This window comes from Massilia arenae (genome assembly GCF_008014745.1).
In the GTDB taxonomy this organism is placed as follows: Bacteria; Pseudomonadota; Gammaproteobacteria; order Burkholderiales; family Burkholderiaceae_D; genus Telluria; species Telluria arenae.
On the sequence record NZ_VPFD01000009.1, the window covers coordinates 136,178 to 156,608 of the forward strand.

15 protein-coding genes and 1 tRNA gene are annotated in these 20,431 nt (G+C 67.3%); all 16 read right to left on the reverse strand.

Annotation, left to right across the window (positions count from 1 at the left end):
- Positions 1 to 2: 2 nt before the first annotated feature.
- Positions 3 to 800 carry an exosortase-associated protein EpsI, B-type gene (gene epsI, locus FVD38_RS10440; RefSeq protein ID WP_229493570.1) on the reverse strand — a complete coding sequence of 266 codons (798 nt, stop codon included), beginning with the start codon at positions 798 to 800 and terminating at the stop codon, positions 3 to 5.
- Positions 797 to 1,759 carry an exosortase B gene (gene xrtB, locus FVD38_RS10445; protein WP_147934758.1) on the reverse strand — a complete coding sequence of 321 codons (963 nt, stop codon included), beginning with the start codon at positions 1,757 to 1,759 and terminating at the stop codon, positions 797 to 799. The genes epsI and xrtB overlap by 4 nt, the downstream gene beginning before the upstream one ends.
- A gap of 1 nt (position 1,760) precedes the next feature.
- The gene (epsG, locus tag FVD38_RS10450; RefSeq protein WP_147934759.1) at positions 1,761 to 2,630 is read right to left on the reverse strand and encodes a chain length determinant protein tyrosine kinase EpsG; all 870 of its coding nucleotides are present in this window, start codon (positions 2,628 to 2,630) and stop codon (positions 1,761 to 1,763) included.
- 44 nt (positions 2,631 to 2,674) lie between these two features.
- Positions 2,675 to 4,093, reverse strand: a complete 1,419-nt coding sequence (gene epsF / locus FVD38_RS10455) for a chain length determinant protein EpsF (protein WP_147934760.1) — start codon at positions 4,091 to 4,093, stop codon at positions 2,675 to 2,677.
- A gap of 43 nt (positions 4,094 to 4,136) precedes the next feature.
- Positions 4,137 to 4,925 carry a polysaccharide export protein EpsE gene (epsE, locus tag FVD38_RS10460; protein ID WP_147934761.1) on the reverse strand — a complete coding sequence of 263 codons (789 nt, stop codon included), beginning with the start codon at positions 4,923 to 4,925 and terminating at the stop codon, positions 4,137 to 4,139.
- 43 nt (positions 4,926 to 4,968) lie between these two features.
- A complete protein-coding gene (locus tag FVD38_RS10465) occupies positions 4,969 to 5,982 on the reverse strand; it encodes an EpsD family peptidyl-prolyl cis-trans isomerase (protein WP_229493572.1) in 1,014 nt (337 codons plus the stop codon).
- A gap of 93 nt (positions 5,983 to 6,075) precedes the next feature.
- Positions 6,076 to 7,128, reverse strand: coding sequence for a GDP-L-fucose synthase (fcl, locus tag FVD38_RS10470; protein ID WP_147934762.1), 1,053 nt, complete (start codon positions 7,126 to 7,128; stop codon positions 6,076 to 6,078).
- Between the two features lie 268 nt (positions 7,129 to 7,396).
- On the reverse strand, positions 7,397 to 8,782 hold the full coding sequence (locus FVD38_RS10475) for an undecaprenyl-phosphate glucose phosphotransferase (RefSeq protein ID WP_147934763.1): 1,386 nt from the start codon (positions 8,780 to 8,782) through the stop codon (positions 7,397 to 7,399).
- A gap of 18 nt (positions 8,783 to 8,800) precedes the next feature.
- Positions 8,801 to 10,024 carry an XrtB/PEP-CTERM-associated polysaccharide biosynthesis outer membrane protein EpsL gene (gene epsL, locus FVD38_RS10480; protein WP_147934764.1) on the reverse strand — a complete coding sequence of 408 codons (1,224 nt, stop codon included), beginning with the start codon at positions 10,022 to 10,024 and terminating at the stop codon, positions 8,801 to 8,803.
- A gap of 36 nt (positions 10,025 to 10,060) precedes the next feature.
- A complete protein-coding gene (locus FVD38_RS10485; protein ID WP_147934765.1) occupies positions 10,061 to 10,786 on the reverse strand; it encodes a CAAX prenyl protease-related protein in 726 nt (241 codons plus the stop codon).
- 30 nt (positions 10,787 to 10,816) lie between these two features.
- Entirely contained in the window at positions 10,817 to 12,733 is a 1,917-nt protein-coding gene (locus FVD38_RS10490) for an ATP-binding cassette domain-containing protein (RefSeq protein ID WP_147934766.1), read from the reverse strand.
- Positions 12,734 to 12,858: 125 nt separating this feature from the next.
- Positions 12,859 to 12,933 (reverse strand) — tRNA-Arg (locus FVD38_RS10495).
- Between the two features lie 58 nt (positions 12,934 to 12,991).
- Positions 12,992 to 13,510: a MarR family winged helix-turn-helix transcriptional regulator gene (locus tag FVD38_RS10500; protein ID WP_147934767.1), complete on the reverse strand. Its 519-nt coding sequence runs from the start codon at positions 13,508 to 13,510 to the stop codon at positions 12,992 to 12,994.
- Positions 13,511 to 13,518: 8 nt separating this feature from the next.
- Positions 13,519 to 15,147: an AMP-binding protein gene (locus FVD38_RS10505; RefSeq protein ID WP_147934768.1), complete on the reverse strand. Its 1,629-nt coding sequence runs from the start codon at positions 15,145 to 15,147 to the stop codon at positions 13,519 to 13,521.
- A 144-nt stretch (positions 15,148 to 15,291) separates the two neighbouring features.
- A complete protein-coding gene (locus tag FVD38_RS10510; protein ID WP_147934769.1) occupies positions 15,292 to 15,984 on the reverse strand; it encodes a response regulator in 693 nt (230 codons plus the stop codon).
- A 40-nt stretch (positions 15,985 to 16,024) separates the two neighbouring features.
- A complete protein-coding gene (locus FVD38_RS27065; protein ID WP_267874123.1) occupies positions 16,025 to 20,320 on the reverse strand; it encodes a hybrid sensor histidine kinase/response regulator in 4,296 nt (1,431 codons plus the stop codon).
- Positions 20,321 to 20,431: the final 111 nt, after the last annotated feature.

Genomic DNA, 20,431 nt, shown 5'->3' on the forward strand with positions numbered 1-20,431 from the left:
GGTCAGTGGTGCGCGCTGTCGGCGGTGCGGAGCGCCGTGGCCGCTGTGGCGGACGTGGCCGCTGTGGCCGGCGTGGCTGCCGTGGCTGCCGTGGCTGCGGTGGCGGGCGCGGTGTCGGCGCCGATCAGGTGGGCGCGGTCTCGTGGCGGCAGCGCCGCGAGCAGGTCGACCACGAAGCGGTCCTGCACCCGCCAGGCGGCGTGCTCGTCGGAGCCGATGGTCGATACCCGCACCAGCATGCCGTCCGGAATCTCGCCCGACAGGCCGTAGGCCAGGCGGCGCAGTTTTTGCTGGATGCCGGCCTTGGTCGCCTTGTCGCCGATGGTGATCCAATAGGTGATCGGCTCGTTACGCTCGCTCAGGCGCGCCACCAGGCGCTTGACCGGCAGGCGGCCATGGCGGATGGGCAGCAGGTCTTCGCTATCCTCGACCAGCTCGAAGCCCTGGGCGACGTAGCAGACCTCGGGCAGGTGCAACTGCAATGCCCTGCTCTGGTCGCCGCCATAGGCGATCGACAGCATCACCCGCTGGCCGTGGGCGTCGATATAGGTGCGCGACAGGGTCTGGTCGTAGATCTTCGCCAGCACACCCTGCTGCTCCGGGTCGGGCTGCAGGGGCACGACGCTCGGGTCGACCGACCAGGCGCCGAAGCGTTGCGGAATCATCTGCTCCAGGCTGAAGCGCTCGTGCGGAAGCGGCGCGCGCGGCGCCGGCGTCAGGGCGCCGGTCAGGGCCGACGTAGCGGCCATGGCCAGGCCCAGCACGATGCTGACGGCCAGGCGGCGGCGCGCCGGGTTCATCGGACCGCCCCGCGCATGGTATTCGGCGGGCCCGGCGAGTGCGGCGGGCCCGGCGAACCCGGCCGGCCGCCGCCGGAATTGCGCTGCTGCTCCCGGCGCTTGATGAACCATTGCAGAGCCGAGTCGAGCGCCAGGATCATCAGGAGCGCCGTCACGAACAGCACCATGCCGGCAAAGCCGTGCAGGAAGCCCTGCCCGGCCGCGTCGCCGAAATAATAGGTGACCAGGGTCAGCGCGATCACCCGGATCACGTTCGCCGCGAACGAGACCGGCACGATCAGGATCGCCAGCGCCATATTGCGAAAGGCTGAAGGATGGCGCATCAGGTTCAGGTAGAACAGGCCCAGCGCCTCGAGCGTCAGGAGGGTCTGCAGGCCGGCGCAGGCATCGGCCACCAGCAGCTGGTACTGGCCGATCTGCAGCACCACGCCGGAACGCGAGATCGGATAGCCGGCCGCGAACAGCAGGTGTTCGGTGGCCCAGGAGACCGCCATCTTCATCGGCATCGTCAGCGCCGCCACCAGCTCGCTCGGCAGGGGCACCATGAACAGCATGAAGAAGAACGGAAACCACAGCAGGCGCTGGGCGCGCGCGCCCAGCTTGAGCAGGACGGTTGCCGCCAGCACCGCCAGGATCGAGGCGACCTCGAACATCAATATGTTTTGCGAACGGCCCAGCAGGTGGATGCCCAGGCCGAAAACCAGCACCGCCCAGCCGGTCGGGTGCGGCCGCGCTGGCGTGCTCGCAGCCATCACCTCGGGCCACTTGCGCCAGACCAGCCACAGGGACAGTAAGAAGATGATCGGTCCATGGCCCTGCTCTTCGCCGATCCAGGCGCCGGTGAACAGGTCGTGGAAGGTCGGTCCGAACAACAGGGCCAGGCCCAGCATGACCGGCCACCATTCGGGCAAGGCCTGGCGCAGGCCGTGTTGCAAGTCCATCTCGCGCCCGGTCGCCATGCTAGAACTCCATCACCACCGAACCGACCACTTCGGCGCCCGCATCGGCCATCTGCCCGGCCATGCGCGCCACGTCGGCGATGCGGGTGCGGTGCTTGCAGGCCACCAGCAGCACGCCGCCGGTACGGCCCGCCACCGCCAGGGCATCGGCGCCGGCGGTAAAGGGCGGCAAGTCGACCAACACGACGTCGTGACGGCTTTCCAGTTGCGCCGACAGCGTACGGAAAGCGGGCCGCGCCAGCAGTTCTTGCGGATTCGGCGGCAAGGTCCCGGCCGGCAACACCGACAGGTCGGCAAAGGACGGCACGCGCAATATGGCGTCCAGGTCGGCCCGCCCCGCCAGCAGGTCGGACAGGCCCTGGCGCGGCCTGAGCCCGAACAGTTCATGCTGGCGCGGCGCGCGCAGGTTGGCGTCCACCAGCAGGGTCTGCTCGCCGAGCTGGGAAAACACCAGCGCCAGATTGGCCGCAAACAGGCTGGCGCCATCGTCCTGGTTGGCGCCAGCGATCGCCAGCGCGCGCCGACCGCGCGCGAACCAGCGCAGCACCAGCTGGCTGCGGATCGCGCGCAGGGCTTCGACCTGGGGCGAGAACGGTTCGTAGGCGGCGACCAGCCTGGGCGAGAGCCTGGCCTGCCCTTTCTGCACATAGGGATAGGCGAACTGCCGCGCCAAGGCCTGCTGTATGTCGTCCTCGCTCACCAGGCCGAGGCGCAGCGCCGCTTCACCGAAGCGGATGCCCAGGTCTTGATGGGTGCGCAGCACGCGCTCGGCGTCATCGACGCTGAGCTTGCCCGCATCGACCAGCAACGCTCCCATGCTGGCGTCGCGGCCAGGGTCGCTGTGCAGGGCGGATAGCACGGATGAGTTCATGGCGAGTCCTCGGCGCAGCTCAGCTCAGTTCAGTTCAAGTCAGTTCAACTCAGGCGCGGCTGCCCGCCTGGGGCCATCAGCCTGCGGATGCGGCCCGCCCTCGCGGGCGGCGCCCGCCAGGCGATGGTGCCGAGCACCGGAATGCCCAGCATATCGTGCAGGTCGCTGCTGGACCGTACCGGCCGCGCCAGCAGTTCGAGCAGCAGCGCCAGACCGACGCCCAGGACGGTGCCGAGCACGATCGCAGCCAGCGTATTGAGCAGGATGCGCGGGCCGCTCGGGGTCGTGGGAGCCACGGCCGGGTTGAGCACGGAGACGTCCGATTGCTCGGACAGGGCCTCGATCCGCGTCTGCGAATAGCGCTGGCTGGCCGCATCGAAGGCGCGCTGCGCGCCTTCGAGGTCTTTCAGCAAGGGACCGAGCTCGTCGCGGGTGCGGTTCAGCTCCAGCACGCGTTCCTTCTGCGCCGCCAGCTCGCTGCGCAGCTGGGCTTCGCGCTGGCGGTAGACCTCGGCGTTGGCGCCGACGCTGCGGGTGACGGTGCCCAGCGCACTACCGAGCTCGGCACGCAGTTTGCCGGCTTCGGCAGCCGCAGCCTGGAACTGCGGATGGTTGCGCCCGAAACGCGCACCGGCCTCGGCCAGCCTGGCCTCGGCGCTGGCCAGGTTCATGCGCAGGTTCTGGATCAGCGCATTGTTGGCGACGTCAGGCGAATCGACGGCCGCGCCGCCCGTCCCGGCCGCCGTTTCGCGCGAGCCCGCTTCCATGGCCGCGGCCTGGGCCACGACCAGCTGGGCGGCCAGGTCGTTTAGCCGCGACAGCTCGACATCGACCCGGTTGTTGTCGAGGCTGACGATGCCTTTTTCTTGCTGGTACTTTGACAGGCGGGCCTGGGCCGCCTCGAGGTTGTCGCGCAACTGCCTGGTCTGCTCGTTGAAGTACAGCGAGGCGTTCTTGGCCGGCTCGGTCTTGAGCTGCACGCCGGCCCGCCGGTACTCCTCGGCGAAGGCGTTCGCGACCGCAGCCGCGAACACGGGGTCGGCGCCGCTGAAGCTGATCTCGACCACGCTCGATTCGCGCGAGGGCATGATCTCGAGCTTCTGGAGCAGCAGGTCGGCCAGCCAGTCGCGCACCGTCCCCTTTCCCTCGTTCGCTTGCTGGAATTGCTGAACGACGGCCGGGCTGGACGCCAGCCGCAGCGTGTCGACGACGCGCAGCGCCACGTTCTTGCTGCCGATGATGTCCATCTGCGTTGCCATATACCCCGGCATCAATTGCCCCGGCATGGTCAGGCCGGTGAGCGGATCGACGCCCTTGTAGTTGAGCAGCACCGATGCCGTGGCTTCGTAGGTCTTTTGTTGCACCAGGCTCCAGCCGAGGGCGAGCAGCACCGTGACCAGGAGCGTTCCCAGCACGATCTTCTTACGGGCCAGCAAGATCAGCAGAAATTGATGCACGCTCATGGCTCACCTTTGCATGCGGGACCGGCGCTTGCCTTACGCGCCGTTAAAACCAGCTCTCGCGCACCACGATCACGTCGTCGACCTGGACTGCATCGCCGGCCTGGGCGTCCAGCGTGACCGGCTTGCCGCTAGGGTCGCGGCGCGTGACCTTGATGCCGTTGTCGCTGCCGCGCGGGCTCAGGCCACCACCAGCTGAAATCGCCTGCTGGACCGTCATGCCGCGCTCCAGGCGGAACGGCCCCGGACGGCTGACCTCGCCGGTGACGTAGGCGCGCGGCGCCCGCTCCACGAAGATGATGTCGCCGCCGGCGACCTCGTAGTCCCTGTCGAGCTCGCCCTTGCGCACCATGTCGACCACATCGATGGTCTCGCGCGTCGTCTCGCCGTCGCGCGTGCGCACCAGGCTGATCATGTCGCCGCCATCGCCATGGATGCCGCCGGCCAGCGCCAGCATGTCGAGCACCTTGCGCCTGCCTTCGACAGGATAGCGGCCCGGCCGGTTCACCTGGCCCAGCACCGACACCTGCTGGCTGGCCAGCGTGGTCACCAGCATGTTCACCTGGGCCCGCTTGATGTAGCCGCCCTTCTCGAGCTGGCCGGCGATCTTCTTCTCGGCCGCGGCCACCGACAGGCCGCCGACCTCCACCTGGCCCAGCAGCGGGAACGTGATGTGGCCGCTCTCGCTGACACGGGTCTCGATTGACAGGTCGGGGCTGCCGTACACGGACAGCTTGACCACGTCGCCGGCGCCCAGCAACACCTCGGCCGCACCGGCCACGCCCATGCCCAGCACGAAGGCGGCCCCCGTCATCCACTTGATCCAGCGTTTCATCGTCAGTCTCCAGGCATGTCGTTGGAAAATCCTTGAAGATGCGCTACTTGAGGCCGGCCACCCCGCGATCGAGCGCCGCCTTGTCGGCGCGCGCATCTTGGTCCACGGTGTCGGCCACCGGGCCGATGCCGTTGTCGCCATTGCCGTCGCCCGCGGTCGATCCCGTTTCCAGTCCGGCACCCGCCAGCGAGGCCGGCGCCGCGGCCGGGAGCGCGCCGGGCGTGGCGGCGTCGGGCGCCAGGTCCTTGTTCAGGTAGTCGATCCTGGCGGTGGCGCGCAGGCGCTGGATCTCGGCCTGGGCCAGTTCCTTGTTCTTGCGGCTGGCCAGGTATTGCGCGATCTGCGGCGCGGCGATCGCCAGCGACACCGGCGCGTCGCGCACTTCGTCGATCGAGGTCAGGAGCGCGCGCTGCCCTTCCTGCACCATGAACAGCTGGCCCTTCGGCATCGACAGCAGCTTCGCGGCCAGCTCGGGCTTGAGGTCGGCGGTACTGCGCGTGACCTGGGCGCGGCCATAGGCGACCTTCCTGGTGTCGAGATAGGCCGCCACGTCCTCGAGCGAGCGGGCCTTGTCGGCGGCGGCGCGCAGCTCGGGCGTCACGCTGGCCGCCGGAAACACGAGCTGGTTCATGGCGAACTGGCGGCGGTTGGCGAAGAACTGGGGATGCTTGTTGAAATAGTCCTCGATCTCGGCCTCGGTCGGACGGCCGACATCGCCGACGCGCTTTTGCATATAGGCCTGGGCGACGATCAGCGAGCGCGCGCGCTCGATCGCCTGCATCACCTTGGGATCGCGGTCGATCTTTTCCTTGGCCGCTTCGGTTTCGAGCAGTTCGCGGTCGATCAGCGCTTGCAGCAACTGCTTGCTGGCGGTTTGCTGCTGGGCAGCCGGGACGCCGGCACGCTGCAATTCTTCATTGAGCTGCAATACCGTGATCTCTTCGCCATTCACGCTGGCCAGGGCCTGGCCAGGCTTGGTCTCGGGCACCGGCTTGTCCCGGTTGCAACCCGCCAGTGCGACGCTGGCCAGGACCAGGGCCGCACACACGGCCCGCATTGGGCTCGAGCGCGATGCGAATGGAGGTGGCAATTCTGTGGCGTTCCGGTACGAGCTCTGCATGGTGTTCTCCGGCGTGGACGGCATTGCCCCTCAGGCATGCGCGGTCCGGGTTGAAATCTGCCATTCTGGACCGCTTGCGCCATCTGTTCTGTTGTGCATTTCACATCGGGCGTCCAGCCCGGCTTCGCAGGAGAGCTGATCGAGATAGGCGAGATAGGCGCGCTGCAAGCCTTCGGCCAGCGGCGTACTGGCGCGCCAGCCCAGCGCCGCCAGCTTGGAAACGTCGAGCAGCTTGCGCGGCGTGCCGTCGGGCTTGCTGGCGTCGAAGACGATATCGCCCCCGTAGCCCACGGTCTGGCCCACCAGGCGCGCCAGCTCGGCGATAGTCACGTCCTGGCCGGTGCCGACGTTGATGTGCGAATGCATGGGGTCGGTAGCGGCCGCATACGCCCCGGGCGCCAGTTCCATCACGTGGACGCTGGCGGCCGCCATGTCGTCGACGTAGAGGAATTCGCGCATCGGCTTGCCGCTGCCCCAGATCACGACCTCGGGGGCGGCGCTCGTCTTTGCCTCATGGAAGCGGCGCAGCAGGGCGGGAATGACGTGGCTGTTCTCAGGGTGGTAGTTGTCGCCGGGACCGTACAGATTGGTAGGCATCACACTGCGATAGTCGGTGCCGTACTGGCGGTTATAGCTTTCGCACAGCTTGATGCCTGCAATTTTTGCCATGGCATAGGGTTCATTGGTCGGCTCGAGCATGCCGTTCATCAGGTATTCTTCGCGGATCGGCTGCGCCGCCAGGCGCGGATAGATGCAGGACGAGCCCAGGAACAGCAGCTTGCGCACGCCCGCGCGCCAGGCCTCGTGCACGACATTCGCCTGCACCATCAGGTTGTCGTAGATGAACTCGGCCGGATAGCTGTTGTTGGCGTGGATGCCGCCGACCCTGGCCGCGGCCAGGTAGACCTGGTCGATGCTTTCGCTGCGGAAGAATTCGCGTACCCGCACCTGGTCGGTGAGCTCGAGCTCATCGTGGCCGCGGGTGACGATCTCGGCCTGGTCTGCGGCGCGCAGGGTGCGCACGATGGCCGAGCCGACCAGGCCGCGGTGGCCGGCAACGTAGATGCGTGGCTTGTCGTGCACAGTGCCTCCCGTGATCAATGCCGATGCCCCTATTGCAGCGAAGAAATCGGCCATTGCTCTTGCATTCCAGTTAACGATTCTACCCAGCCCGGATGGCCGCGCAAGCGTGTCGGCAATCGTCCAGATCAAAGAGCGCGTCGATTAGCGCTCATCCGTTTCTAAGACAAAATTGATTGGCTTGAAGGCGCGGCTGGAATACCTGCCACCCTGCCATTCGATGCCCGCGAAGCCCGACGGTTCATTTTTCGCGCGCGGCGAACGGACAGATTCAGTGCGCGTTCTCGCGCGTGAGGACGACCTTGACGGTCTTGAGGATGATCCACAAATCGAGCCACAGCGACCAGTTGCGCAGGTAATCGAGGTCGTAGCGGATGCGCGCTTCCATCTTGTCGAGGGTGGCCGTCTCGCCGCGCAAGCCGTTCACCTGGGCCCAGCCGGTGATGCCCGGCTTGACCTTGTGGCGCAGCATGTAACCCTTGATGAGCTTGCGGTATTCCTCGTTGTGCGCGACCGCATGCGGACGCGGCCCGACCACGCTCATGCGTCCTTGCAGCGCATTGATAAACTGCGGCAATTCGTCAAGCGACGTGCGGCGCAGGAAGTGGCCGATGCGCGTGATGCGGCGATCGTCGGCCCTGGCCTGGACGATGGTCGGCCCGTCGTCCAACACCGTCATCGAGCGGAATTTATAGATATAGATCTCTTCGCCATACAGCCCGTAGCGGCGCTGCTTGAACAGCACCGGGCCGGGTGAACCGAGCTTGACGGCAAGGGCGATCAGCAGCATCAGCGGCGCCAGCAGCAGCAGCGCCAGCGCGCTGACCGCGACGTCGGTGCCGCGCTTGAGCACACTGTTAAAGCCCATGAAGGGCGTCTCGCTGATCGCGATCACCGGCATGCCGCCCACGGTATCGAAACGCGCCTGCATCAGGTCGAACACATAGACGTCGGGCAAGAAATAGACCGAGGCGGTGGTGTCCTTCAGTTCGTCGACCAGCTGGCGGATGCGCGGCTGGGCCGAGACCGGCTGGCTGATGAAGATCATCTTGATGTTCTTGCGCCGCACATAAGCAGCAACCTCGGCCATCCTGCCCAGCATCGGATGGCGCAGGCCGGGCGGCTGGCGCCCATCGGCACGGTCGTCGAAGTAGCCCTGCACCTGCATGAACAGGTTCGGATGGCGCTCGCACACACCGGCGAACTTGATGCCGGCCTCGTTGGCGCCGACCACCACGATCGAGCGCAGTTCACGCGCGTGGTGCTTGCGGCCCCCGGTGGCGAAGCGCACCGCGATATGGCTGGCCAGGATCGTCAGCGGCGTCGCCACCGCCCAGGCCAGCAACACCCGCTCGTCGTAATAGTATTTCATGCCGCTGGCCGAACCGACGAAGTACAGCACGGCCAGCGTCAGGCACCAGCCGAACACCGTGTCGCGCGCATAGGCCAGCATGCGGCCGCTGCGCCAGGTACGGTAGGGATCGATTTGCTGGTAGACGGCCGAAGAAATGAAGAAGGCCAGGATCATCAGCACCAGGCAATAGCCGGAGAACGGCTCGCCAAAGGCCAATGTCGCCAGGTACAGGCTGCCCATCACGATCAGCGGATCGAGCACGCGCTGGAAGAACGAAATGATGGGAATGTCGTTGACCGTCATGCGCCGCCACATCCGTGATCAGAACAGCACATTGGCACTGAGCTGCACCATATTGGCGTCGAACTTGCCGGTGCCGAGTGCCTGCGACCCCGAGCGCGACTCGTAGGCATAGCCGGCAGTCACTTGCACCTTGGGCCGGACCTGCCACAGCGCCCGCAGGCTGGCGCTGCGGATCGCGTCGTTCAGGTCATCCAGGCCCGCAAATTCTTCGCGCGCCATGTAGTCGCGCTTTTCGTAGGACGCGCGGGCGTCCACCCGGACGCGGTCGGTCGCCAGCCAGGTGGCTTGCAGGCTCGCCCCCTTGTTCAGGGTCGTGCTGACGCGCACGCTTTCGATCGGCGCGAACTCGCGCCACAGCGAGGCGCCGTAGCTGATCTTGCCTTGCGGCTTGTACAGCCAGGTGACACGGCCATTGACGCCGCTGGTGCGCCCTTCGCCGTACGAAGGCTGGTCGCGCCGCGCATAGCCGACCAGGGCCTGCAGCGTCGTCGATCCGCTGGCGAGCCAGTCGACTCGCGCCTTGAGCTCGTCCTGGGTGAAATCGTCGGTAAGCACACTGCTGTTGTAGGGTCGCCGGTAGGGATACGTGCCCTTCACACGGCGCGCGACCAGGCCCACCGTGCTGCCGCTTTTCGGCCGGTACTGGAGCTCGGCCTCATAGGTCTTTTCGGTGCGGTCGTTGTAGCGCTGGGCCTCCAGCGCGTAGGTGTACTTGTCGCGCGCGGCGCCGACGCGCAGCTTCCAGCTCGGATGCAGCTTCCAGCCGGCATCGAGCAACTGGCGCCGCTGTTCGCGCAGATTGCGCTCATCGCTGTCGAAGTCGGTGTATGGCGCCAGCGTCTTGATGTACAGCGCTTCGACACGGCCCTCATACCCCTTGCCGGCCTGCCAGAACCAGCTCGCCTGCAGGTCGCGGCCGTCGTAGTCGAGCTGGTCGAAATGGTCGAACTTGACCTTCGACACCTTGGCAGTGGCGGCGATGCGCTGGCGGCTGATGGTCTTGTCGAGCACGATGCCGGCATCGAGCGTGCGATAGGAATCGCTGCGTTGGCCGTCGAACGGCTGCTCGTCGTCGGCGACACGCAGAATATTGTCGTCATAGGCCCAGCCGATGCCGCCAAGCAGCCGCAAGCCGTCTTCTTGCCGCCCGTCGTTCGGCGCGGACACTGCGGGGAAAGAACATAACACCGTCGCCAGGGCCGCCACGGTTCGAAGCCGATGCGATGCAGGGTTGAAAGGCATGTCCTAAGCTTCCCGGTAGATGCTGCGCCGAAGGAATTACCAGAACTGCCAGCCTCCGGTATGCACCACCCAGACTCCCAGCAATCCATTGGTGATAGCGTGAGCCAGTATCGGCGACCACAGCTTGCGGTGCCGCATATACAACATTCCATAGGCGACGCCGGCCATGATGCCCGCCAGCCAAAGATGGTGTTCGAATCCGAACAACAGGCATGGAATCACGAAAGCCCTGAAGCCGATACGCGCGGGATCAAGCGACATGAAATCGGACTGCTCGACCCATCGCATCAAGAAAGAGCGCCAGAACAGTTCTTCCATCACGGGGACGATCAGGGCGGCGCCGGCGATGCGGATCGCCACCAGCAGCCAGTCGATCTGGCCATGCGTGCGCGGGTCGTAGCCGGGCGCGCTGCCGATCGTCATCCAGGGAGCATCGAGATTGACCCACAAGACCAGCACCACGATGCCGGCGGCGCTGGCGACCAGCACCTGCCTGGGCGACAGCGCGAAGCGGTGCAGCTCGTCATAAGCGCGCCAGAAGGCGGCCAGGAGCGCCAGCACGGCGCCGACCTGGACCGGATACAGCCAGCGCAGCTCGGCGCGGCTGTATCCGAAGCGCTCGAGCACGTCGCCAAGGACGATGAAGAAAATATAGGTGCCGAAAGGCAGGATCCGCACCCAGGCGGCGCGGTTGAGGAAGGGCTCGCCGGCCGCGAGCGCAGCCGGTGGAGGGGCGGCATGTGAATCGTCGTGTTCGCTCATCGATGCCGTCCCTTCGTTCTTGAGCCCCGCTTACTCGCCCCTGGCGCGCGCCTCGATACGTTCCCAACGGTCGAGCGCGTCGAGCAGCAGGTCTTCGATTTCGGCAAAGCGCGCATTGATGCGCTTGGCGTCAGCCGGATTCGTCTTGTAGAAGTCCGGCGCGTTCAATTGCTGGGTGATCGCGGACTGTTCGTCTTCGAGCGAAGCGATCAGCTGCGGCAATTCTTCGAGCTCGCGCTGTTCCTTGTAGCTGAGCTTGACCTTCTTGGCCGCGCCCGGGGCCGGCGCTTCTTCCACCTTGGCGGCGCTGGCCTTGGCCACGCCCGGCGCCGGCGCCTGGAACGCCGGGGCCGCTGCCTTGACGCGCTCCCAGTCAGTATAGCCGCCGACGAATTCGCGCCACTTGCCGCCTCCCTCGGCCACGATGACCTGGGTCACGACATTGTCCAGGAAGGTACGGTCGTGGCTGACGAGGAAGACGGTGCCGGTGTATTCCTCCAGCAATTCCTCCAGCAGTTCGAGGGTGTCGATGTCGAGGTCGTTGGTCGGTTCATCGAGCACCAGGCAGTTGGCCGGCTTGGCGAACAGACGAGCCAGCAGCAGACGGTTGCGCTCGCCGCCCGAGAGCGACTTGACCGGCGAACGCGCGCGCTCCGGCGAGAACAGGAAGTCGTTCAGGTAGGTCATCACGTGCTTGCGCTGGCCATTGATCTCGACCCAGTCGCTGCCGGGCGCGATGGTGTCGGCCAGGCTCGCCTCTTCGTTGAGCTGGGTGCGCATCTGGTCGAAATAGGCGACGTTCAGCTTGGTGCCCAGACGCACGCTGCCGCTGTCGGCCGATTCCTCACCCAGGATGATCTTGAGCAGGGTCGTCTTGCCGGCGCCGTTCGGCCCGATCAGGCCGACCTTGTCGCCGCGCATGAGGGTGCCGGTAAACCCGTCGACGATGACCTTGTCGCCGTAGCGCTTCGACACGCCTTCCAGGTCGGCGACGATCTTGCCCGAGCGTTCGCCGGTGGCGACGTCGAGCTTGATCTGGCCCTGCTGGTCGCGGCGCGCGGAGCGCTGCAGGCGCAGCGCTTCCAGGCGCCGCACGCGGCCTTCGTCGCGGGTGCGGCGTGCCTGCACGCCCTTGCGGATCCACACTTCTTCTTGCGCCAGGAATTTATCGAACTTGGCGTTCTCGACTTCCTCGTTGGCCAGCAGCTCGCGCTTGCGTTCCTGGTACGTCGTGAAATTGCCCGGGAACGAGAGCAGCTTGCCGCGGTCGAGTTCGATGATACGGGTGGCGACGTTGTCCAGGAAGCTACGGTCGTGGGTGATGAACAGGATCGAGCCGCGGAATTCGCGCAGCAAGCTCTCCAGCCACTTGATCGAGGTAAAGTCCAGGTGGTTGGTCGGTTCATCGAGCAGCAGCACGTCCGGCGCCGACACCAGGGCCACAGCCAGCGCCACGCGCTTTTGCATACCGCCGGACAGGGTGCCCATCTTCGCGTCGCCGGACAGGTTCAGGCGACCCAGCGTGGTCTCGACCTTGTTCGCCAGGTTCCAGCCGTCGGTGGCGTCCAGTTTGGTCTGCAGCACGTGCATGCGCTCCATCAGCGCATCGTCGTCGCCCTGGCCAAATTTGCCGGTGAGTTCTTCATATTCGGTCAGCATCGCCTGCTGGTCGCCCATGCCGAGCGCGACCACGTCGAACACGGTCATCTGCGGGTCGAATACCGGTTCCTGTTCCACATAGGCGATGCTCACGCCCTGTTGCATGACCAGGAGGCCGTCGTCGAGTTTCGAGCGGCCCGAGATGATCTTCAGTAGCGAGGATTTGCCGGTGCCGTTACGGCCGATGAGACCGACGCGTTCGCCGGATTCCAGCGAAAAGTCTGCGTGGTCGAGCAGCGGGACATGGCCGAAGGCCAGTTGTGCGGAAGATAGGGAGATGACTGCCATGATCGGTATGCGGCCCGCTGCCGGGCAAAAGCATGAGTTGATTGAATAAGGCGCACATTGTACCGACTGGACGCGCGCCCGACGTCAATTCTCACATATTCTGGGGAAACTGCTGGAAGGAAGGATGGTATCGCCAGCAGGAATCGAACCTGCATCTAACCCTTAGGAGGGGCTTGTACTATCCATTGTACGATGGCGACACGCGACGCGAATTGTACCAGCGCCGGGACGGCCTGTCAGTTCCGTAATGCAAGAGCGCTAGTCGCTGTCCTCCACCCGCAGCTTGCGCTTCATGGTCGACAACAAGGCAATCATCTGAGCCTTGTCCTCTCCCGGCATATCCGCCAGCATCTCCTCGATCCAGCGCTCATGCACCGCCGCCATCTCGGCAAAGGCCTTTCGTCCCGCCTCCGTCAGCTTGACCGCCGACGCCCGCCTGTCCTTCGCATCCTGCACCCGCATCACCAGCTCCTCGCGCTCCAGCTGGTCGGTAATCCCGGTGATATTGCCACCGGTGACCATCATGCGCCGGGACAGCTCGCCCATGCGCAGGCCGTCCGGATGGCGCTCCAGCTGCGCCATCAAATCAAAGCGCGGCAAGGTGATCCCGAAGGTGGTGCGCAGGCGGCTGCGGATCTCGTTCTCGATCCGCGTCGTGCACGACAGCATGCGCAGCCACAGCCGCAGCGACTGGTGATGTTCGTCCGTCAGGCGGCTTTCCAGGTCCAGGTCGGCCGTACCATCGTCGGCAACCTCTTTGCGCCTGTCGTCATCCATGCAACTCCTCAAACCGCTTCAGTGCGTAATTTAAACCGCTGCAGTTTACCGGTTTCGGTGCGCGGCAGTTGTTCCTTGAATAGAATTGCGCGCGGGTATTTATACGGAGCGATCTGGCCCTTCACGAATTCCTGCAGCTCGTGTGCCAATTCCTCGGTGCCCACGTGGCTGCTACGCAACACGACGTGGGCCTCGACCACCTGCCCGCGTTCGGGATCACTGCGTCCCACCACCGCGCATTCGGCCACCGCCGGATGGTGCAGCAGCGCTTCTTCCACCTCGGCGCCGGCGATGTTGTAGCCGGCCGAGATGATCATGTCGTCGGTGCGCGAGCGGTAATAGAAATAGCCGTCGTCGTCCATCTCGTAGGCGTCGCCAGTCAGGTTCCAGCCATCCTGGACATAGTCGTGCTGGCGCTCGTCGGCCAGGTAGCGGCAGCCGGTTGGCCCCTTCACCGCCAGCCGGCCGATCACGCCCGGCCCCACGCGCCGGCCCTGAGCATCGAGGATGCAGGCCTGGTAGCCCGGTACCGGCTTGCCGGTGGCGCCTGGCCGGACGTCGCCGCCCGCGCTCGAGATGAAGATGTGCAGCAGCTCGGTCGCGCCGATGCCGTCGATCATGACCAGCCCGGTCGCCGCCTGCCAGGCCTCGCGCGTCGCCACCGGCAGCGCCTCGCCGGCCGACACGCTGGCGCGCAGGCTATCGAGCCTGAACCGTCCTGCCTGGGCCGCCATCTGCCGGTAGAAGGTAGGCGCCGTGAAGCACACCGTGGCGCGGTGTTCCGCGATCGCGCCCAGCAGGGCTTCGGGCGTGAGCTTCTCGATCAGCACCCCGGCCGCCCCCACCCGCAGCGGGAACAGCAGCAGCCCGCCCAGGCCGAAGGTGAAGGCCAGCGGCGGCGTGCCGATGAAGACGTCGTCGGCCTGCGCGTGCAGGACGTGGCGCGGGAAGCAGTCGCAGATCGCCAGCACGTCGCGCTGGAAGTGCATGGTCCCTTTCGGCACGCCGGTGGTGCCGGAGGTGAAGCTGATCAGGCAGACGTCGTCGGCCGCCGTGTCGGCCGCCGCGAACGGCGCGTCGTGGCGCGCCATGCGTTGTTCGAGACAATCGGCGACCGGGGCGTCGAATACCAGCACCGGCACAGCCAGGCCCAGCGCCTCGACCTCGCCCACCAGGCCGCCCGCGCACAGCACCGCGTTGATGCGCGCCTTGTCGGCGATGGCGCCCAGTTCGCGCGCGCGCAGCAGCGGCATGGTCGGCACCGCGATGCAGCCGGCCTTGATCACGCCCAGGATGCAGGCTGCCATCGTCGGGCAGTTGGCGCCGCGCACCAGCACCCGGTTGCCGGTGGCCAGGCCCAGGTCGTGGCGCAGCACGTGGGCGATGCGGTCGACCCGCGCCAGGAGCTCGGCATAACTCAACCGCTCGCGCGCGCCGATCAGCGCCGTGCGCCCGCCCCAGCCGCGCCTGACGGCGCCGTCGAGCAGTTCGGCGACGCAGTTCAGGCGCTGCGGGTAATGCAGTTCGGGCAGGTCGAAGCGGAATTCGGGCCAAGCGTGCGGCGGCGGCAGGCTGGCGCGGGCAAAGCCATCCGTGTGGCCGGACGGGGACAGGGTTGCGAAGGTGGCGTCGTTCATGAAGAGTCCCGGCTGCGTGAAACAAGGCGACGAGAATAAGCGCTCAAGCAACAATCCAGGAATACTTTAAATCTAAAGCAATCCATCGGCAAGCGGATTCGTGAGGCCGGCTTGCGCCCGCTCGCAAGGTATGCACCTACCCGCTCAGCCACGCGCCGCGCGCTCGGCCTGGCGCGCCACCGCGGCGCTGGCGCTGGCCAGCGCCAGCGCCACTTCCTGCGGTGCTGACTGCGGGGCTGCGGCCGCTTTCGCCAGCGCCGCGGCGGCGCCGTACAGGCCCAGCGTCTTGCATCCTTCGCGCAGGCGGTTCAGGCGCGCCCCCATGCCCTCGTCGCCGGGTGGCGGCTCGTGCATGGCCGCCTGCAACTGGCGCGCCAGTCCGTCGAGATACAGGCGCAGGCGCGCCCCATCGATGCCGAGCCGGCGCGCGACCTCGTGCGGCGCTTCGTCAGGGGGTACTTCTTCGCCCTTTGCAGGAAACAGGCGTTCGAACTGGCCGCGCACGTCTTCCTGGCGGAACGGCTTGACGATGTAGCCGCTGGCGCCCAGGGCCGCCGCTTCGTCGAGCGTCGCGCCGTCGGACGCGGCCGAGACCAGCACGAAGGGCAGCGCGGCCGTCGCGGCATCCGCGCGCAGCCGCTGCAGCAGCTCGAGGCCGGACAGGTGCGGCATGCGCAGGTCGCAGAACACGATGTCGGGCCGCAGGCCGGCCTCCAGCTGGCGCCAGGCGTCGGCGCCGTCTTCCGCTTCCAGGATCGCATGGTTGCCGCAGCTGTCGACCAGATGCATCAGCATCATGCGCGCCACGATGTCGTCGTCCACTACCAGCACCTTCATTCGCTCTCCGCCTGATCGGTCAAGACATGCATTATAGGTATCAACGCGGCGCGAAGGCATCGAGCAGCGCATGCAGCTGCGGCAGGCCGGCGCGCAGGCGCGCATGGTCGCCGGCATCGGCCGCCGCTTCCAGTTCGCCGCACAGCATCTCCAGGCCTGGCTCCGCCAGGTGGCCGGCGCTGCCGCGCAGGCCGTGCAGGATGCGCCCGGCCGCGTCCAGGTCGTCCGCCGCGACCGCGGCCGCCAGCTCGCGGCGGCGGCGCGGCAGGTCGGCGCAGAAGGCGGCGCGCAGGCGCACCGCCAGCGCCTCGCCATGTGCAGACGTTGCCTGTCCCGCAGGCGCCGCCGCTTCTACCTTGCGCGCGGCCGCCGGTTCGTCGAAGGTCACCTCGAACATCGCGTCCAGCGCCGCCATCGCCTGCGCACGGCTGTCGAGCGCGCCCTGCGCCGGCATCGGGTCGAGCGCCACGCCGCGCTGCAGCTGGCGCTCGATCGCGCGCGCCAGCTGGGCGTGCAGCGCCGCCTCGTCGATTGGCTTGGTCAGGAAGGCGTCCATGCCGCAGGCCAGGTAGCGCGTGCGGTCCTCGTCGGTGGCGTTGGCGGTGAGCGCCACGATCATCACATGCGGATCGATCACCGGCGCGTCCTGCGGGCCGCCGGTGCGGATCAGGCGGGTGGCGCTGGCGCCGTCCATCTCGGGCATGCGGCCATCCATCAGCACCAGGTCGTAGCGCCGGCGGGCGCAGGCAGTCACCGCCTCCAGGCCATTGTCGACGATGTCGATCTCGTGGCCCATCTCCTCGACCATCAGGCGCGCGATGATCTGGTTGGTGGGGAAGTCCTCGGCGCACAGTATCCGCAGGCGATGGCTGTGCGGCGCGCGCGGCGCGAGTTCCACGCGGGCCGGCTCGACGCCGTCCGGCAGCGGCAGCAGCACGCTGAACACGCTGCCCTTGCCTTCCTGGCTGTTGACGCCGATCGTGCCCCCCATCAGCTCCACCAGCTGGCGGCAGATCGCCAGACCCAGGCCGGTGCCGCCGTAGCGGCGCGTGGTGGTGGTGTCGGCCTGCTCGAACTTCTGGAACAGGCGCGGCAGCGCATCGGCCGGGATGCCGATGCCGGTGTCGCGCACCGTGAAGCGGATCATGTGCATGCCCGGCGGGCGGTCCTGGTCGTCCGGCCGGCACTCCACCTGCACCGTCACGCTGCCCGACCGGGTGAACTTGAAGGCGTTCCCGATCAGGTTCACCAGCACCTGGCGCACGCGGGTCGGGTCGCCCACCAAAAAGCGCGGCACGTCGTCGTCGACCTGGACCGAGAAATCCAGGCTGTGGCCCGCGGCCTGCTCCTGGAACAGGCTGGCCACGTTGCGCATCTTCTCGTGCAGGTCGAAGTCGATGCGCTCGACGGTCAGCTTGCCGGCCTCGATCTTCGAGAAATCGAGCAGGTCGTTGATGATCGCCAGCAGCGCCTCGGCATTGGCCTGGCCGCGCAGGATCTGCTCGCGCGTGTTGTCCCTGAGCGCCGCGTCGCGCAGCGCGAAGCCCAGCATGCCGATCACGCCGGCCAGCGGGGTGCGCATCTCGTGGCTCATATTGGCCAGGAACTCGGACTTCTGGCGCGTCGCGTCCTCGGCGCGCTCCTTGGCCTGGCGCAGGACTTCCTCGTTCTCCTGCAGCGCGCGGTAGGCGCGCGCCAGTTCGTTGCTCTGGTGGCGCCCGCGCCGCTCCTGCTCGCGCAATTCCTGCGTCTGCTGCTCGAGCATGCGGTTCTGCTGCTCCACCTGCTCGGTGCGCGCGCTCACCTGGTGCTCCAGCCGCTCCTTGTGGCGGCGCAGGCTCGACAGGCGCACGCGCAGGCCCACGTAGATGGCGCTGCACACCGCCAGGATCATGCCGATCCGGGCCCACGGCGTGCCCCACGGCGGCGGATCGATGGTCAGGGCCAACGCGGCCACGTCCTCGCTCCAGACGTCGTCCTTGTTGGCCGCGCGCACCCGGAACACATAGGTGCCGGGATCGAGGTTGGTATAGGTGGCGAAGCGCTGGTCGGCGCCGGCGCTTACCCAGCCCTTGTCGAAGCCGTCGAGCCGGTAGGCGAACTTGTTGCGCTCGGGCGCGGCGAAGTGCAGCGCGGCGAATTCGAGGGTCAGCACGGCGGCGTCGGCCGGCAGGGTCACGGCGCTGGCGTTCTCGATCGGTCCCGGCAACAGGCCGGGGTAGGCCTGCTCGACGGGCCGGTTGTAGATCTGCAGGCCGGTGATCACCGGGCGCGGCGCGATGCGGTTGTCGCGGATCGCGCGCGGGTCGAAGGCGGTGATGCCGTTGAAGCCGCCGAAATACAGGGTCCCATCGGCGGTGCGCAGCACCGAGGCGTCGAAGAAGGCGCCCTCGGTGATGCCGTCGGCCGCCGTGTAGCTGCGCCAGCGCCCGCTGGCCGGGTCGAAGCTCGAGATGCCGCTCGAGGTGCTGGCCCAGATGCGGCCATCCTGGTCTTCCACGATCGCCGCCACCGAATCGTCGACCAGGCCGTCTTGCGTGGTGTAGCGGGTGAAGCTGAGCGCGCCGTCGCGTCCCGTCACCATCCGGTTCAGGCCTACCGCGGTGCCGATCCAGATGTCGCCGCGGCTGTCTTCCATCAGGTGGTGCACCTCGTCGTGGCTGATGCTGTTGGGGTCGTAGGGGTCGTGCCTGAAGTGGCGGAACCTGCCGCTGGCGCGGTCGAGCAGGTCGAGGCCGGCGAAGGTGCCGACCCAGAAGCGGCCGTGCCGGTCTTCGAGCATCGGCCGCGCGATGTCGTCCGACAGGCTGGTGAACTTCGATGGATCGTGGCGGTAGCTTGTGACGGCGCGCGTGACCGGGTCGAGCCGGTGCATGCCGCCGCGGGTCGTGATCCAGATGGCGCCGGCGCGGTCGAGCAGCATCGAGCGCACGTTGTTGGCGTCGGCGTCGCCCGGCAGCACCTGGCGCTGGAAGCGGCGCGTGGCCGGATCGAAGGAGGTGATGCCGGAGCGGCTGCCGATCCACAGCAGGCCGGCGCCGTCGCGCACGATGGCCGCCGCCGGCGCGTCGATCAGGCTGTTGGGGTCGTCCTTGCGGTGCCGGAATACCTCGGCCTTGCCGGTACGCGGATCGAAGTGGTGCAAGGCGGTGGCCGAGCCGACCCACAGCCGCTGCCCGTCTTCCAGCAGCGCGCGCACCTTGTTGTCGGCCAACGAGTCGGCCACGCCGGGCCGCGCATTGAGGCGCGCGAAGCCGCCGCTGCCCAGGTCCACGCGCGAGACGCCGCCATACCAGGTGCCGGCCCAGAAGGTGCCGACCCGGTCGCGGTACAGGGCCGAGACGTAGTTGTCGACCAGGCTGTGGCGGTCGGTCACGACGTTGCGGAAGGCGTCGAAGCGCTCGGCCCCGGCGCGCCAGCGCAGCAGGCCGTCGTCGTGGGTGCCGGCCCAGACCGTGGCATCGGGATCCTGGTACAGCGTGGTGATCCACGATTCTCCGATGCCGTCGGCGGGCCCGAAGCGGCGCAGCTTCCCCGCCTCCGGACCGCGCAGGTCGCGCCGCTCCAGCCCGCCGTAGCGGCCGATCCAGAGCCGCTGGCCGGCGTCGACCAGCAGCGCGTGCACCGGCCGGGAATTCGGATCATGCGGTACGTCCAGCGTCGAGGGATGGTGTTCGACCGTCCGGCGGTCGGGGGCCAGGCTGTCCAGGCCCGCCGCGGTGCCGATCCACAGCCGCTTGTCGGCGTCGAGCGCCAGCGCCTGGATGCCGTCGTCGCGCAGGGTGCGCGCATCGTTCGGCACGTGGTGCCAGACCGTGAACTTGCCGGTGTCGAGATCGAAGTGCTGCAGGCCGTCGGCGGTGCCGATCCACAGCCCGTCCTGGCCGTCGCCGATCATGGCCTTGATCTGGCGGTTGCCGGTGCCGCGCCGGGTCGGCTCGTGCGGCGCGTACAGGGTAAAGCTGCGGGTGGCCGGATCGTAGCGATTCAGGCCGCCGTCGGTGCCCAGCCACATGCGGCCGTGGCGGTCCAGGTGCAGCACCCGCACCCAGTTGCTGGACAGGCTGCGCGGGTTGCCGACCTCGCTGCGGTAGTGCACGAAGCGGTTGCCGTCATAGCGCGACAGGCCGGACTGGGTGCCGAACCACATGAAGCCATCGCGGTCCTGGACGATCGACAGGACCGATTCCTGGGCCAGGCCCTGCTGCACCGACAGGTGCTCGAAGCGCAGGGTCGGCTCGGGCGCGGCCGCGCGCAGCGGCGCCGATGCCGCCAGCATGAGCAGCAAAAAGAATACCGACAGGACGACGAAGAAGAACCGGCGCAGCATGGTCATGAGGTACGAATCCCGGCGCGCGCATCGGCGACGCGCCTTCCCGCTCCCGTCAGGAGCGATCCGGTTTTCTGTTTGCTATCCACGGCGACAGGGTAGCAAACTCTGATTGTC